The organism is Kitasatospora sp. NE20-6, assembly GCF_045862635.1.
This window is the reverse complement of record NZ_BPRL01000044.1, coordinates 17,763-30,663: the sequence shown is the minus strand read 5'-3', so window position 1 is coordinate 30,663 and position 12,901 is coordinate 17,763. Positions and strand designations below refer to the sequence as shown.

Annotated in this window: 11 protein-coding genes and 2 pseudogenes; 6 read left to right on the top strand and 7 right to left on the bottom strand. The window is 69.7% G+C overall.

Features of this window, described 5'->3' with window-relative positions; translation table 11 throughout:
- Positions 1–284 precede the first annotated feature (284 nt).
- Positions 285–1,093: pseudogene (locus tag SNE206_RS26880) on the bottom strand (transposase family protein).
- A gap of 200 nt (positions 1,094–1,293) precedes the next feature.
- On the opposite strand from SNE206_RS26880, the pseudogene SNE206_RS26875 reads away from it, so the two are divergent.
- Positions 1,294–1,566 (top strand): annotated as a pseudogene (locus SNE206_RS26875) (YrhB domain-containing protein); the annotation flags it as partial.
- Positions 1,567–1,747: 181 nt separating this feature from the next.
- Here SNE206_RS26875 and SNE206_RS26870 read toward each other — a convergent pair.
- Positions 1,748–2,515 (bottom strand): hypothetical protein, encoded by a 768-nt coding sequence (locus SNE206_RS26870; RefSeq protein WP_407916145.1) that lies wholly within the window; start codon positions 2,513–2,515, stop codon positions 1,748–1,750.
- A 545-nt stretch (positions 2,516–3,060) separates the two neighbouring features.
- A complete protein-coding gene (locus SNE206_RS26865) occupies positions 3,061–3,444 on the bottom strand; it encodes a hypothetical protein (protein WP_407916082.1) in 384 nt (127 codons plus the stop codon).
- Positions 3,445–3,722: 278 nt separating this feature from the next.
- Here SNE206_RS26865 and SNE206_RS26860 point away from each other — a divergent pair, with 278 nt between their 5' ends.
- Positions 3,723–4,190, top strand: coding sequence for a hypothetical protein (locus SNE206_RS26860; protein ID WP_407916081.1), 468 nt, complete (start codon positions 3,723–3,725; stop codon positions 4,188–4,190).
- Between the two features lie 737 nt (positions 4,191–4,927).
- Here the strand turns inward: SNE206_RS26860 and SNE206_RS26855 are convergent.
- Positions 4,928–5,422, bottom strand: a complete 495-nt coding sequence (locus tag SNE206_RS26855) for a hypothetical protein (RefSeq protein ID WP_407916080.1) — start codon at positions 5,420–5,422, stop codon at positions 4,928–4,930.
- A 686-nt stretch (positions 5,423–6,108) separates the two neighbouring features.
- Here SNE206_RS26855 and SNE206_RS26850 point away from each other — a divergent pair.
- Complete coding sequence (locus SNE206_RS26850) at positions 6,109–7,299, top strand: IS110 family transposase (RefSeq protein ID WP_407916079.1); 1,191 nt, start codon at positions 6,109–6,111, stop codon at positions 7,297–7,299.
- A 50-nt stretch (positions 7,300–7,349) separates the two neighbouring features.
- Here SNE206_RS26850 and SNE206_RS26845 read toward each other — a convergent pair whose 3' ends face one another.
- From SNE206_RS26845 to SNE206_RS26835, 3 genes are all read right to left on the bottom strand, one after another.
- Complete coding sequence (locus SNE206_RS26845; protein WP_407916078.1) at positions 7,350–8,588, bottom strand: IS256 family transposase; 1,239 nt, start codon at positions 8,586–8,588, stop codon at positions 7,350–7,352.
- 264 nt (positions 8,589–8,852) lie between these two features.
- On the bottom strand, positions 8,853–9,209 hold the full coding sequence (locus tag SNE206_RS26840; protein WP_407916077.1) for an ATP-binding protein: 357 nt from the start codon (positions 9,207–9,209) through the stop codon (positions 8,853–8,855).
- Between the two features lie 80 nt (positions 9,210–9,289).
- Entirely contained in the window at positions 9,290–9,451 is a 162-nt protein-coding gene (locus SNE206_RS26835) for a hypothetical protein (protein ID WP_407916076.1), read from the bottom strand.
- A 371-nt stretch (positions 9,452–9,822) separates the two neighbouring features.
- On the opposite strand from SNE206_RS26835, the gene SNE206_RS26830 reads away from it, so the two are divergent.
- The 3 genes from SNE206_RS26830 to SNE206_RS26820 all read left to right on the top strand — a co-directional run bounded on the left by SNE206_RS26830 (position 9,823) and on the right by SNE206_RS26820 (position 12,548).
- Entirely contained in the window at positions 9,823–10,422 is a 600-nt protein-coding gene (locus SNE206_RS26830) for a hypothetical protein (RefSeq protein ID WP_407916075.1), read from the top strand.
- 138 nt (positions 10,423–10,560) lie between these two features.
- On the top strand, positions 10,561–10,992 hold the full coding sequence (locus tag SNE206_RS26825) for a hypothetical protein (RefSeq protein ID WP_407916074.1): 432 nt from the start codon (positions 10,561–10,563) through the stop codon (positions 10,990–10,992).
- Between the two features lie 647 nt (positions 10,993–11,639).
- Entirely contained in the window at positions 11,640–12,548 is a 909-nt protein-coding gene (locus tag SNE206_RS26820) for a LysR family transcriptional regulator (RefSeq protein ID WP_407916073.1), read from the top strand.
- Positions 12,549–12,901 lie beyond the last annotated feature (353 nt).

Below are 12,901 nucleotides of genomic sequence, written 5' to 3'. Positions count from 1 at the left end.
GTAGTGCGGCGCACGCCGCCCCGCCGCGATCGCCCCGTACTGGTGAACGAAGCAGTCACACGCCAGAGTGAGCGAAGTGGCATCGCCCGGCACAGGAATGGTCAACTGGTACGGCAACGGGCCTCCTGGGCCGGAGGGTTGGTCTCGACAACCGCACTCCTACCAAGAGGCCCGTTCGTCTACACCCGCTCAGCCGCCAGCATGAACGTTCAAGGCATCCCAGACCCGACCCCACCGAACACCACCCGATTCACCACCACGCTCTGAGGTTTTCTCAGCGGTGATCACTTCCAGATTCCGTTGAGGACGAGGGCGGCTCGGGCGATGTCGCCGATCCGGTTGGGGCTGAGCGTGACGTGCTGCAGGGTGCGCCAGTGTTGCTTGAACTCGGCGGCGGCGCGCTCGCCGAGGGCCCGGGCGTGCCGTATCAGGGTGCTGAACATGCGGGTATCGACGTGAAGTGCCTGTTCGGACTTGACCTTTGGACGGCGGACAGGGATGAGAATGCCGATGCCCGCACCGGTGTAGCCCTTGTCGGCCAGGGCCAGCAGACCGTCGGCAGTTGCCTTGTAGAGGGCAGGCAGGACGTGGATGCGAGCTGCGGTGATGTCGGGGGTCGAGCCGGGCTCGACGTCGGAGACCCACAACGGGGTGCCGTCCGGGGCCGACAGGAACTGGATGTTGCCGCCGAACGCCTTGTGCTTCTGGCTGAACCACAGGTCGTTGCCGTTCTCGCGGACGCCGGCCAGGCGGTCCGACTCGATCGGCGTGCCGCCCAGGATGACGTGTGTCATGCGCTCCCGCCGGCAGCGGGCGAGGACCTCGTGCAGGTCGGGGCCTGGTCGGCGAGGATGTCGATGCCCTCGTGCAGGTACTGGTAGCCGGTGGCCCGGGAGACGCCCGCGTCTCGGGCCGGGCAGTGCACGCGGCCGCGCTTGCGGAACCAGCGCAGCACCAGCACCGTCTGCCGGAACGGGCCCAGCGCCCGCGAGCCCTTCGGCGTGCCGATCCGGCGACGACGGGCGGCCAGGAGCCGGGCGAGGAACTCGACAGCGTGGCGCGGGACGTCGAGCGTGGCAACATAGGTGACCAACGTGAAGCCTCTGGTAGTTACGGACATGATCTTGTGGTGAGACCTGTCCTGCCGGGGGCTTCATCTCTGTCCACGGCCGGGGACGTTCTGTCCGATCCGCCCCGCCGCTACCGGTTCACTCCGCTTCGGGAAGATCATTTCGCTGAGAAAACCTCACTGATCCAGTCGGGATCGGAAGCCCGGTTGTGCCGTGGTGAAGAATGAGGAACGCGGTCACCAAGGAACGTGCGGTGGAACTGGTCGAGGTGCTGCTGTCGAGACAGCGGCAGGAGTCACCATGGATGGCGCGGGAGCCCGAGCGGGCCGTGGCAGACGTGTACGAGCACACCTTCGGGTGGCTGGTCTCCGTGGAGTCGGTGGAGTACATCCGCAGCCGGGATCCTGGGAAGATGCTCATAGGCCAAGGGCCGTATCTGGTGGACCGGCAGGACGGGAGCATCCACCACATCCCGGTCACCACATTCGTCGGTGACCGCTGGGAGGAGCTCTACCTCCGGCAGGTCAGGGGCCTCCGGCCGCCAGACGAGCCCGATCCGCTGCTCACGGCCGTCCGGGCACTCGTTCGCTCCGACGGGGTGATGGCCGCGATGCGCCGCCTGCGGAAGCAGGCACCGCTGTTGGGATCTCAGCAGGCGAAGGCATATGTCACGGCCGTCAAGGACGGGAAGGAGCCCCGGCGGAACTGGTCCGCCTCATACTCAGGCCTTCGGGTCGACCGGCGGTGTGGACCTCGGCGTCCGGGGCCAGCCGCAGGCCGGCCATGGCGAGGAAGTCGGCGAGTTCGATCGAGCCACCGTTGGTTCCGTCGTCCCAGCTGGTCCAGAGACTCGACTCCTCACCGTCCCAGGTGTCGGTGTCCTCGCTCGGATGCTGCTCGACGGTTCCCTCGCCGTGCCGGTACCGCAGGTACAGGTACCAGACATCCCACTGCGACGGGCAGCCCCCGCAGGTCTGCACCACCCGCGCGAGGGTCAGGTCCTCGTGCAGGTGGGCTTCGACGGCGCCCAGGTCCTGATCGTGAGCGATGACCAGATCGTCGTCGAGACCGAGCAGCCGAATGCTTCCGCTGGGGAACTGGAGCGTGAGGCCGGCGGTGAAGTTGACACGGCCGTCGTCGTAGCCGATCTCCCGGACCGAGCGGATGGGCTGTCCGACGAATTGGGTCAGCAGGACATCCGGTGAATCGTCGATCACGGAGACCTCGCCGTGCTCGACCATCGCATACGGCCGGTGCGGCTGGTCGACGCGCAGCAACAGCCCGGTTCCCGGCGTGTGGAACAGAACCGGGTCCAGTCCCTCCAGGTGAAGCCACAGGTGTAGCAGCGACGGCTCGGCGTCGGCGTACCGGTGCCAAGCCGTGGTCACCCGCATCAGCTGCTTCCCGATCAGGTCGGTGACGAACAGCTCCTCATCGTCGATCACACGCCGATGCTCGCATGACCTCTCCAACAGGACACCTGAATTCCCGCGCCACCGGCCGAGGCCGTTGCAGGACCTGACCCGTTCGGTCAGCGGTCAGCACTGAAGCACGTTCACGACCTGCCCGACCACGCCGACCACCAGCCCACCCGGGCCGTCCCCGCCGCCCTGGCCGCTGCCGGTATCCCGCTCACCCGGCTCACCGACCAGCGCAACGACTCCAGCATCAACGGCGTGTTCGCAGGGCCCAGCCTCCATGACGAGGACCGGTCCGCCGACGTCCGGTGGTTCGTCGACGGGGAGATGGAAGAGCAGCCCGTCCGGTCGGCGAAGTGCGGGGAGGTGATCCGGGCTGCCAGGAACGCCGCCCTCGACCAGGTCGCGGCCGCGCTCCGCGCCGACGGCTACCCGGTGTGGCGCGTCGAGTCCGTAGCACCCGGACCCGCCGGCCCTGCACCTCACCGCGACGTCGGCCTGATCGTCACGCCCGTGCCGGGCCCGCCCCGCGGGCGTGGCACTGCCGCTTTCCCGGGCCGCGGTGTCCGGCCTCACCACAGGTGCAGGAAGCTCCGGACATCGTCGAAGCCGTCGACGGCCCGGCCGTCCACATCCGACGGGTCCGCCTGCGCCCGCGCCGCCAGTGACTGCGCCAGCGCGAGGGCCTCATCACCCAGACGCCCGAAGCGCCGGGCGACATGCCCCAGGCACAGGCCGGCCAGACCGAGCAGAGGACTGCCCGGCACAGCCCTCGTGCCGACCCGCACACACCAGTGCTCGACGAACTCCCGATCGTCATCGCCGAGCGCACTCCCGACCAGGACGCCCGCTGCCTCGCCCTCGTGAGCGGGGTCGTGCAGGGCCCGCTCCAACACCTCGGCCACCACCTCGTGAGGCAGCGCGGAAGGGTTCTCGAAGCGCAGATGAGAATGCATCCCGTGAGGCTACGCCGCCAGCGCCGGGCTCCGGTTCACCGCTGGGGCGGGCTTCGGGCGCGGCCGCCCTGGGATCCCCGGCGCTGTGCCACGGCAGCGGTGTTCCCTTGTACGGCCGCGGCGGCCGCCCCGGCTGCAGGTCGGTCCGTGCCATCGCACTCCTACCGTGCATCCTTGGTACGGGAGAGACGAACGCGAGAGAGCTGGGCGAGTTGACGCACGAGGACGTCCACGCCGGTGAGCGCGGTACCCGCGCACGGTGCCTGCCTGAGCCGTGGATGTGCGATGTCTTCCGTCTCGACGGCAGTCTGAGGGACATCCGGGTCCTCGATGTGACCCGCGGCGGGTGGATCGCCGTCCTCGAACGCCTGCGCGCTGTGGCCGACGAGACCGAGGTGGAGCACCCCTACCCCCGGCTCGATCCCGTGCGTCCCGCCATCGCCGACCTCTTCCGTGTCTGGGCGGACGAGCCTGAGGGCCAGGGGACGAGTTTCTCCTTCCGGGCCCGTTTCGGCGCCGTCCGGTTCTTCGCCGTGCCCTACGACGAGGAGGAGATCGAGTTCTCCGTCCGGCCCGAGGACGTCCTCGACGGGGCAGGAGTGGCCGCCGTGCTGCGGTTCCTTGCCGAGATCGCGACGGCCGGCCGGCGACCGGCCCTGCTGACCGCCGAGGTCGTCCGCTACGACCCGCATCTGCCGGCGCTGATCTCCCACGACCCCGTCACCGGCCTCACCTCCCACATCTGAAAGCCGGCATCCCCCGACGCACCGCACACCGCCGGACGCCGGACGCCGGACGCCGGGGTCGGCCCTGCCGGCCCGGGACGGCGGGTTCTGCCTCCGTCCGGGCGGGCCCCGTTGCGGCTCCGTCCTTCCGCGGTTCCGTCCTTTCGCCGCTTTCGACCGTGGGGTTGACCGGTGGTCTGCCGCACCTATGGTGTGTCCTGTTCCCGCCCGGCTGCTGTCGAGTGCTGTGTGCGCTCCGGTGGTGCGGGCTTCCCCGGCACTCTTCCTGTCTCTTCACCCCGTCTGGGGCGGGAAGGGTGCCCCCGTCCCGTGACCCCTGCCCGGCCCGGGGGATGCGGGGCGGGGTGGGGGGGCGGGGGCCCACACGCCCCCCCCCCCCCCCCCCCCCCCCCCCCCCCCCGGGGGCCCCGCCCCCCAGCGGGATCCGAACGGACCCCGGCCGCCACCACACCCCACCGCCCTCCTGGTGCCCCGTACCCCGATGCGGCCCTCAGCGAGGAGGACCGCAACAGCATCAGGACCCAGCTCATCGCCGACGGCGCCGACCCGGACACACCGACTTCCCGCCGAGCGGCGCCTGAACGGCGACCACGCGACGCAGCAAGTCGACCTCGATGTGAAGGGGACGTCCGGTCGCCACAGCTACCCGGACGTCCCGCCCCGCGCCTATCGGCGCCCCCGCAACGGCGCCCGACCTGGTCCCGGGCAAGAGGACGTGAAGCCGTCCGCGCGTGGGCCTACATGCGGCGCGTCGGCAGATCTTCCCGGGCTCGCCAGAAGTCCGCGTCCCGAGAGTCGGTCAGCTGTACCGTCATGCGTTCGGCACATGCTTCGAAGGCTTGGGGCAGCGAGATCTCGTCGCCGACGACGAACGTGAGGACGCCGACGTCGTGGGTGCCGTGGTCGGCTTCGCACATGCACGCCACGTTGACCGAGGCGCTCACCTCATGCTGACCCAGCTCCGTCCAGCCCACCTGAAGCTGGAACTCCAACCAGTCACCATCGCCCGACGGCTGGACAGCGCACAAGATGAGGATCACCCACGTCTCGGACTGCGGACCCGCGAAGACCGAATACGCCGGCCACCAGTCCCACCCCTTGGCGAAGGCCCCGGCCTGAGTCCCGCCAACACCACGCGCCGCACGCCGAAGTGATTCAAGGCCAGCGGCCGACGACTGGGGGAAGAGCACGCTCAGGGGGATGTCGTCGGCGGTGCCCATGCCCATGTACATGAGTCGATCATCCGTCCCCTCCGGCGCGGACAACAAGTGCCTTCCGCCTCTCCGCAGCCCGGCCCCGGGACAGGAGCCCCGCCGCGGTGCCGCGTAGCCACCCGGCCGTCGGCGGGTGCCCTGCCGACGGTCCCGCCGTCACCAGGTAGCGCGGGGTCCGGCCACCACCCGTGTCTACCCGTACCGTGTACGCGGCCGCGGGCCCGTCGGATCCCCACGCTCCGGCCCTGCCGAGCTGATGTGTGCGCCGGACCGGGACTTGGTCGCAGCGCTGAACTGCCGCGCCCAGAAATGGCGGATGGAACGCGGCCAGCTCCAGGCACCCTCCCGCCCGCGCCACCCCGGTGGCCGCCGACGGCGCTGACCACCACCTGCCGGCATGCAGGTGGAAGCGCGCTCGTGTCGGCACCTGTCGGCGTACACGTCGAAGTGGCTCGGTCACGTCCGCTGGAGTGGTCCTACGTTGTTGGTGGGTCGGAGGGGCCGGTCGTATGGTCCTGGGATCCAGAGACTCCGGGTATGGCTATGGAGTGGTTGCCATCGATGGCTCGATACACCTGGCCGCCCGGAGTCTCACGACGACTCGGCCGCTGATTAGGAGCTGCGAGCCCCTCGGGTGCATCGCTGAGTAGGACCATGCCGGCGAGGTCGTCCGGAACACACTCAGCGAGCGACCGGAGGTACAGGTGACCCGGATCTGGGCGGGGACCGACATCGGCAAGACCCACCACCATTGCGTGGTGCTGAACGCGCAGGGCGAACGACTGCTGTCGCGCCGCGTGCTGAACGACGAGCCGGAACTGCTGGCCCTGCTCGCCGACGTGCTGGCCCTCGACGAGGACGTGGTCTGGGCCGTCGACGTCGGCGACGGCATGGCCGCACTGTGGATCAGCATGTTGCTCAACCACGGCCAGCACCTCGTCTACATACCCGGCTTGGCCGTCAACCGGGCCTCGGCCGGCTACCGAGGCATGGGCAAGACCGACGCCAGGGACGCCACGGTCATCGCTGACCAGGCTCGGATGCGCGGAGACCTGACCATCCTCCGACCGGACGACGAGCACGCCGTCGAGCTGCGAGTCCTCACCAACCGGCGGGCCGACCTGAACATAGACCGCACCCGCAGGATCAACCGTCTGCGCGGCCAACTCACCAGCATCTTCCCGGCCTTGGAGCGCGCACTCGACCTCGGCAACGTCGGGCCCCTGGTCCTGCTGAGCGGGTACCAGACCCCGGCAGCGCTACGGCGGATCGGCCGCAGGCGTCTGGAGACCTGGCTGCGAAACCGCAAGGTCCGCAGCTTCGAGGCCTTGGCCGAGACTGCCCTGGAAGCGGCCGCGCGACAACACACCGCGGTCCCCGGGGAGAAGATCACCGCGCAAGTGATCCACACCCTGGCCACTGAGGTGATGAGTCTCAACGACCAGATCACCGAGATCGACAAGCTCATCGCAGACCGCTTTCGCGACCACGAACTCGCCGAAGTGATCGCCAGCATGCCCGGCATCGGCCCGCTGCTGGGCGCCGAGTTCCTCGCGGCCACAGCCGGCGACATGAGCCGCTACGGCACCGCCGACCGCCTGGCGAGTCTCGCTGGGGTTGCCCCGGTCCCTCGCGACTCGGGCAACGTCAGCGGCAATCTGCACCGGCCCCGGCGTTACCATCGCGGGCTACAACGCGTCTTCTATTCCTCCGCGCTGATCAGCATCCGCACCTGCGACGACTCGCGCCGTTTCTACGAACGCAAACGCTCCGAGGGTAAGCGCCATACTCAGGCCGTGCTCGCCCTGGCCCGTCGACGCGTGAACGTCCTATGGGCTCTCATCCGTGACGGACAGTGCTACCAGAGCGACCCATCCGTTACTGCTGCGGCTTGACAACCTCATTAGGAGGTGTATCGACGGCCACTCGGTGATCCAGTGTCAGGCTATGCGGTGAGTGCGGTCGGGATGGTCTCGTCGGGGGTTTCTCCCTCGATCGGGTGGAGGCGGCAGCGGCCGAGGATCTCGGAGCCGATGTAGCGGCGCTGTTCGGCCCATTCGTCGCTCTGCTCGGCCAGGACCGCGCCGATCAGCCGGATGACCGAGGATCGGTCGGGGAAGATCCCGACGACGTCGGTGCGACGGCGGATCTCCTTGTTCAGCCGCTCCTGCGGGTTGTTCGACCAGATCGACTTCCAGACCGTGCGCGGGAAGGCGGCGAAGGCGAGCAGGTCCTCACGGGCGCGCTCCAAGTGCTCTGCGGCTTTGGGGAATCGCTCGTCGAGGGTGGCGATGACGGTGGCCATCTGCTTACGGACCGCGTCGGCGTCGGGCTGTTCGAAGACGGTCCGCAACAGGGTTGCGACCCAGGGCTGGGCCGACTTCGGGACCTGCGAGAGCAGGTTGCGTGCGTAGTGCGTTCGGCAGCGCTGCCACGATGCGCCCGGCAGGGTTGCGCCGATCGCGTCGACCAGGCCGGCGTGGGCGTCGGAGACGACGAGCTGGACCCCGCCCAGGCCGCGGGCGACCAGGGAGCGCAGGAATGCGAGCCAGCCGGCGCCGTCCTCGCTGGTGGCGACATCCAGGCCCAGCACCTCGCGCTGGCCCTCGTTGTTGACCCCGACCGCGACCAGGCAGTGGACGTTGACGACGCGGCCGCCCTCGCGGACCTTCTGGGTCAGGGCGTCGACCCAGACGAACGTGTAGGGGCCCTGGTCGAGGGGACGGTCACGGAACTCGGCTACCCGCTCGTCCAGGTGCTTGGCCATCTCGGACACCTGGGACTTCGACAGCTGGGTCACGCCCAGGCTCTCGGCGAGCTTCTCGACCCTGCGAGTGCTCACGCCGAGCAGGTAACAGGTCGCAACGACGCTGATCAGGGCCTGCTCGGCCCGGCGCCGGCGCTCCAGCAGCCAGCTCGGGAAGTACGAACCGGAGCGGACCCTGGGGATTGCCAGGTCGATCGTGCCGGCCCGCGTGTCCCAATCCCGATGCCGGTATCCATTGCGGGAGTTGACCCGTTCCTCACCAGGCCGTCCGTACTCGCCGCCGCAGGCCCGGTCCACGTCCGCGGACATCATCGCCTCCGCGAAGGTCTTCACCATCGCCCGCAACAAATCCGGACTCGCCGAGGCCAGGTTCTCCTCCAGCAAGGCGGCGAACGGCAGACTGTCAGGTGCGGTCATCGTGTTGGTCTCCTCTTCGTGACGTCAGACATCTCGAAGGATCAACCGGTGGCCGTCTCACGTTTCCAGACGACATCCGTTACCGGGAGGAAACCCCCGGAACGGGTGGAACCCATACACCACTTCCCAGGACGCAACCCGGCCTCCAGCCGTACCGCCTCACGGCGCTGGCGACCCTTCGTCGTCAGCCCGCCCCCATCCGCATATCGCATACCAACGGCATAGCGCGCAGAAGGCCGTCAGTCAGCTGCATAAACAGGCCAATCACCCCGAAGCGCCGAAGTCAGTAAGGACCGGTCCGAACGGAATTGCGGACTCGCCCGCATGGAGCCAGCGCAGGGCTGCCAGGTCGCGGATCTGGGCCGCGGGCAGCTTCGGGGACGCGGCGAAGTCGAACTCCTCCAGGGTGACCTGCTGCTCGAACTTCGCCTTCTGCAAGCGCCGTTGGAAGGCGACGGTCTCACGGCGGGTGATCTCGTCCTGGCAGAGGACCTGCAGGAAGTCCAGGTGGCCGAGTTCACCACCGTGGGCCTGGATCAGCCTCGCGTCCAGGGTCTCCAGCATCCCGGACAGCCGAAGCGCCTTCAGCGACTCACGCAGGGCGGTGTCCGTCACGCTCATCGAGCGGCCTCCTCGGCGTCGTCAGCGCCATCGCGGCCCGGGTCGCCCTCGGACTCGCCGGAGGTCGGGGAGCTGGCAGGTCAGGTGTTCGGCCGGTCGCGGTGAAGCTCCGCGCGACGCTCCTCGACGAAGTCCATGGCTTCGTGGATCGTGCAGCCGGACGCGTCCCGGTACGCCTTGATCGCATGGATGATCCGGCCGCTCAGGATCTCGCGGTCCACGCTCTCTGGCAGGTTTTCCATGGGCTGACCGTACCGACAGGCGTTCGACCCGCGCCGGTCAATATCACCTGGCAATCGGTCACGATCGCCTGTCAGAGGACACCGCCGCCGCCCGCCTGCGGCTGCTCCCGCCCCCCGGCCTGGCCCAGCCTGCTGCTCCTGGCCCCCGCCCACCTCCAGTCCGGCCGCCAGGCCGGCACCCCCTACGGCCGCAGGCAGCCCGCACGGGGGAGTTGGGGGACCATGTGGTGGCGCCCGCCGGGCCGCTGCCAGGTCGGGGCTCGTCGTGGTGCCGTGCTGTGTTTGTGCTGGTTTGGCTGCGGGTGGGGTGGCGGGGGTGGTGGGGTGGCCCGGTGGCTTTGTAGCCGGGGTGGAGCGGGAGGGGTTGCAGGGTGTCGGACTTTGACGAGCTGTTCGAGAAGGTGCGTGCCGAGCGGCGTGAGGCCAAGGCGTTGGCGGCCGAGCGCGGGCCCGAGCCCGTACCGGTGGTCCCGCTGGCCGGGTACGAGTTGATGCGGGCGTTGGGGAGCTGGGCGCTGAAGCGCTACCTGGACGCCGGGATCGCGCCGACCTTCCCCGCCGGCACTGCTGGGCTCTGGTCCCCGCCCCGTGTCGTGCCCCGCCCCGCTCCCGAGCCCCGCCGGTGGTGGCAGCGCCGGCCTCCGGCGGGCCCGGCGGAGTACGAGCGGGCGCCGGATCTGTGGGAGATCTTCTCCTACCAATACCGGAGTTCGGTCGAGGGGGAATATGTCCCGGGAGACCCGGGGATGTACGGCAGCGGCAGCTCCGGTTATTACGAACGGCGCCCGGTGGACGTGAAGGTGGTGATATGCGTCGACCGCGAGGGGAATCTGGCCTCCGTCCGAGAGGGACACTGCTTCACGGTACCTGCGGGGGGAAGGCTCCTGGCGGGCGTGATGATGCCGGACGACACGGTCAAAATCAATGTCATGAATACAGTTGACCGTATCGCCGGGGGCGGCATTCAGTGATGCGGTCAATTCCAACATGGAAATGAAATGAAAGGCCTTTGAGTCTAATGCGGGGGATTTCCGGAAATTCCTGACGCACTGCAGCTGACGGAACGCCGGTGACTGACGCCGCAGGAGGTGGAGGAAGCATTCCAGGGTGTGCTGAAGCTCCTTCCGTGGAGGAGGGACAAGCCGCACTACGGGCCGGTGGTCAGCCGCGAGTACAACCCCCCGGCCACCCGCGCCTGGCCGGCTGTCACCGCCTACTTCAGCACCGGGCACCTGGTGGGCGTGGCCATCGACGCGTTGCTTGGCCCCCAGGTCCTGCTGGACGGGATTCCGCTGGTGGGCCGCGCGCCGTCCCGGCTCGCCGCGGATCTCACCGCGTACACGGACGTCCGCGACATCTTCCTGCAGTACACCTACCTCGGTGACCTCGCCTCGGAGGAGCTGGGGCTATTCGGCGGCTCCCAGCGGGCCCACGACGTCCTCCTGACCAGGCCGGTGCTCGTCGGTACCTTCTGGGCGGACCGGATCGGTGACTACACGGAGACCCACCTCCCTCCGGCGGAGTGGCGAAACCGGAGGTAGCGGCCGGCGGGCAGTCAAGGTGCGGGCCCAGCGCCACGAGCACGTGGCAGATGCCTGGTGTTGGTCAAGATCGTGTGGCAATCGGTCAAGGTCACCTGTCAGAGGGACACGGGCCGCCGCCGCGCGGTGCGGGTGCAGCGGCTGCTGCTGGTCCGTCAGGGCGAGCGGCGGGGGCCGGTGCGGCTGGTCCGTTGGGCGGTACCGGCCCCCGTGGGGTCTGTAGGCCACCGTCGCCGCCTCGCCACGGTCCTGCCGCCGCAGGCACCTGGGCCCGCCGCCAGCCCCTGGCGGCGGGCCGTCAGGCTCCGGCTCCCGGCCACCCACCGGTCCGGCCGCCAGGCCGGCACCCCCACCGCGGCCGCAGGCCGCCCGCGTGTGGTGGACCAGGAGGAGTTGGAGGACCAGGTGGTGGTGCCCGGCTGTACCCCGGGCCCGCTCGTTCTTCCCCGACGGCCCGTTGGCCCCGTGCCGTTGCGCGCTATTGGGTCCCTGACGGAAACGGCCGGGTCCTTCGACGGGCTCGGACGCGGGCTGTGATTGTTCTCCCGCTCGGCCTCTGCGGTCCTCCGGTCACGGAGCACCATCAACGTCCTTCTGCTCTACGATCGTTGAGTACAACTCAACGATGTGGCGACGGGTGAGAGGCGATGGCCGCGGTGGCGATGTGGGAGCGGCACGAGACGGAGGCGTTCCTGACGCTGGCCGAGGAACTCCATTTCGGCCGCACCGCCGAGCGGCTGCACGTCACCACCGGCCGGATCAGTCAGGTGGTGCGGGCGCTGGAGCACCGCGTCGGTGCCCCGCTGTTCGAACGCACCAGCCGCACCGTGCGCCTCACCCCGATCGGGCGGCAGCTCGCCGACGACCTGCGGCCGCTGGTCAGGGCGATGGAGGAGGCCCACGACCGGGCCGTCGAGGCCGGCCGTGGCGTCACCGGCGAGCTGCGTGTCGCCTTCCTCGGCGAATGGACGGCCCCGCTGCTGCTCAAAGCCGTCGGGCTGTTCACCGAGCGCCATCCGGGCTGCCGGATAGAGGTCCGCGAGGTGCAGCTGTTCAACTCCCGGGCCAGTCTGCTGGACGGCTCCGTGGACGTACTGCTCGCCTCCTACCCGTTCGGTGGCATGGCCCGCGGCCCGGCGGTGCTGACCGAGCGGCGGGTGCTGGCGGTGGCCGCCGGGCACCCACTGGCGCGGGAGGAGTCGGTGTCACTGGAGGTGCTGGCCGAGCACCCGGTGGTGCAGTACCCGAAGGCGACGTCCGTCGGCTTCAAGCGCGACCGCACTCCCGAGCGCACCCCCGCCGGTCGCCCGGTGCCCAAGGGGCCGTCCGGCAACACCTTCTCCGAGATGCTGTCGCTGGTCGCGCTGGGGCGCGGGGTGCTGCCGGTGGGCGAGCACTCCCGGCGCTACTACCCGCGCCAGGACGTCGTGTACGTGCCGATCCACGACGCCCCGCCGATCCATCGCGGCCCGGTCTGGCGAGAGGGCAACACCACCGGACGGGTCCGGGCCTTCGTCACGGCCCTCCTGGACGCAGCCGCCACGGAGAAGACCTGACGCGAGCGGAACGGCGGCAGCTCCTCCTGCCCGCCGCCCGTCGCCACCTGCACCTCGTCGGCGGCCTGCCCCACTCACGTGGTGGCACGACGAGGGCACCGCGGAGCGCATCCACGACGCGCTGCGTGGCCGGCACCGCCTGGTGCCTGGCCCGGCCGTCCGTCGTCCAAGGCCTGCAGGCCCGTGATGACCATGCGGATGCCGTCGAACCGGTGATGCGCTGCGCAGCTGTGTGCAGCCGGGTCTCGGGCGGAGCGATGGCGGCACCGCCCGGAGAGGTGGTCCGCCGGCGGTGGTGTCCGCCGTCGTGCCGTTGCCCGTGGGGTCCTGCGGGGGTGCCGTTGCGCCGTGTC

Bases quoted from the DNA above. Each gene is read 5' to 3' on its own strand.
- SNE206_RS26845 (WP_407916078.1), bottom strand. From the start codon at position 8,588: ATGACCGCACCTGACAGTCTGCCGTTCGCCGCCTTGCTGGAGGAGAAC.
- SNE206_RS26835 (WP_407916076.1), bottom strand. From the start codon at position 9,451: ATGGAAAACCTGCCAGAGAGCGTGGACCGCGAGATCCTGAGCGGCCGG.
- SNE206_RS26820 (WP_407916073.1), top strand. From the start codon at position 11,640: ATGGCCGCGGTGGCGATGTGGGAGCGGCACGAGACGGAGGCGTTCCTG.
- SNE206_RS26855 (WP_407916080.1), bottom strand. From the start codon at position 5,422: ATGTACATGGGCATGGGCACCGCCGACGACATCCCCCTGAGCGTGCTC.
- SNE206_RS26865 (WP_407916082.1), bottom strand. From the start codon at position 3,444: ATGCATTCTCATCTGCGCTTCGAGAACCCTTCCGCGCTGCCTCACGAG.
- SNE206_RS26840 (WP_407916077.1), bottom strand. From the start codon at position 9,209: ATGAGCGTGACGGACACCGCCCTGCGTGAGTCGCTGAAGGCGCTTCGG.
- SNE206_RS26860 (WP_407916081.1), top strand. From the start codon at position 3,723: ATGTGCGATGTCTTCCGTCTCGACGGCAGTCTGAGGGACATCCGGGTC.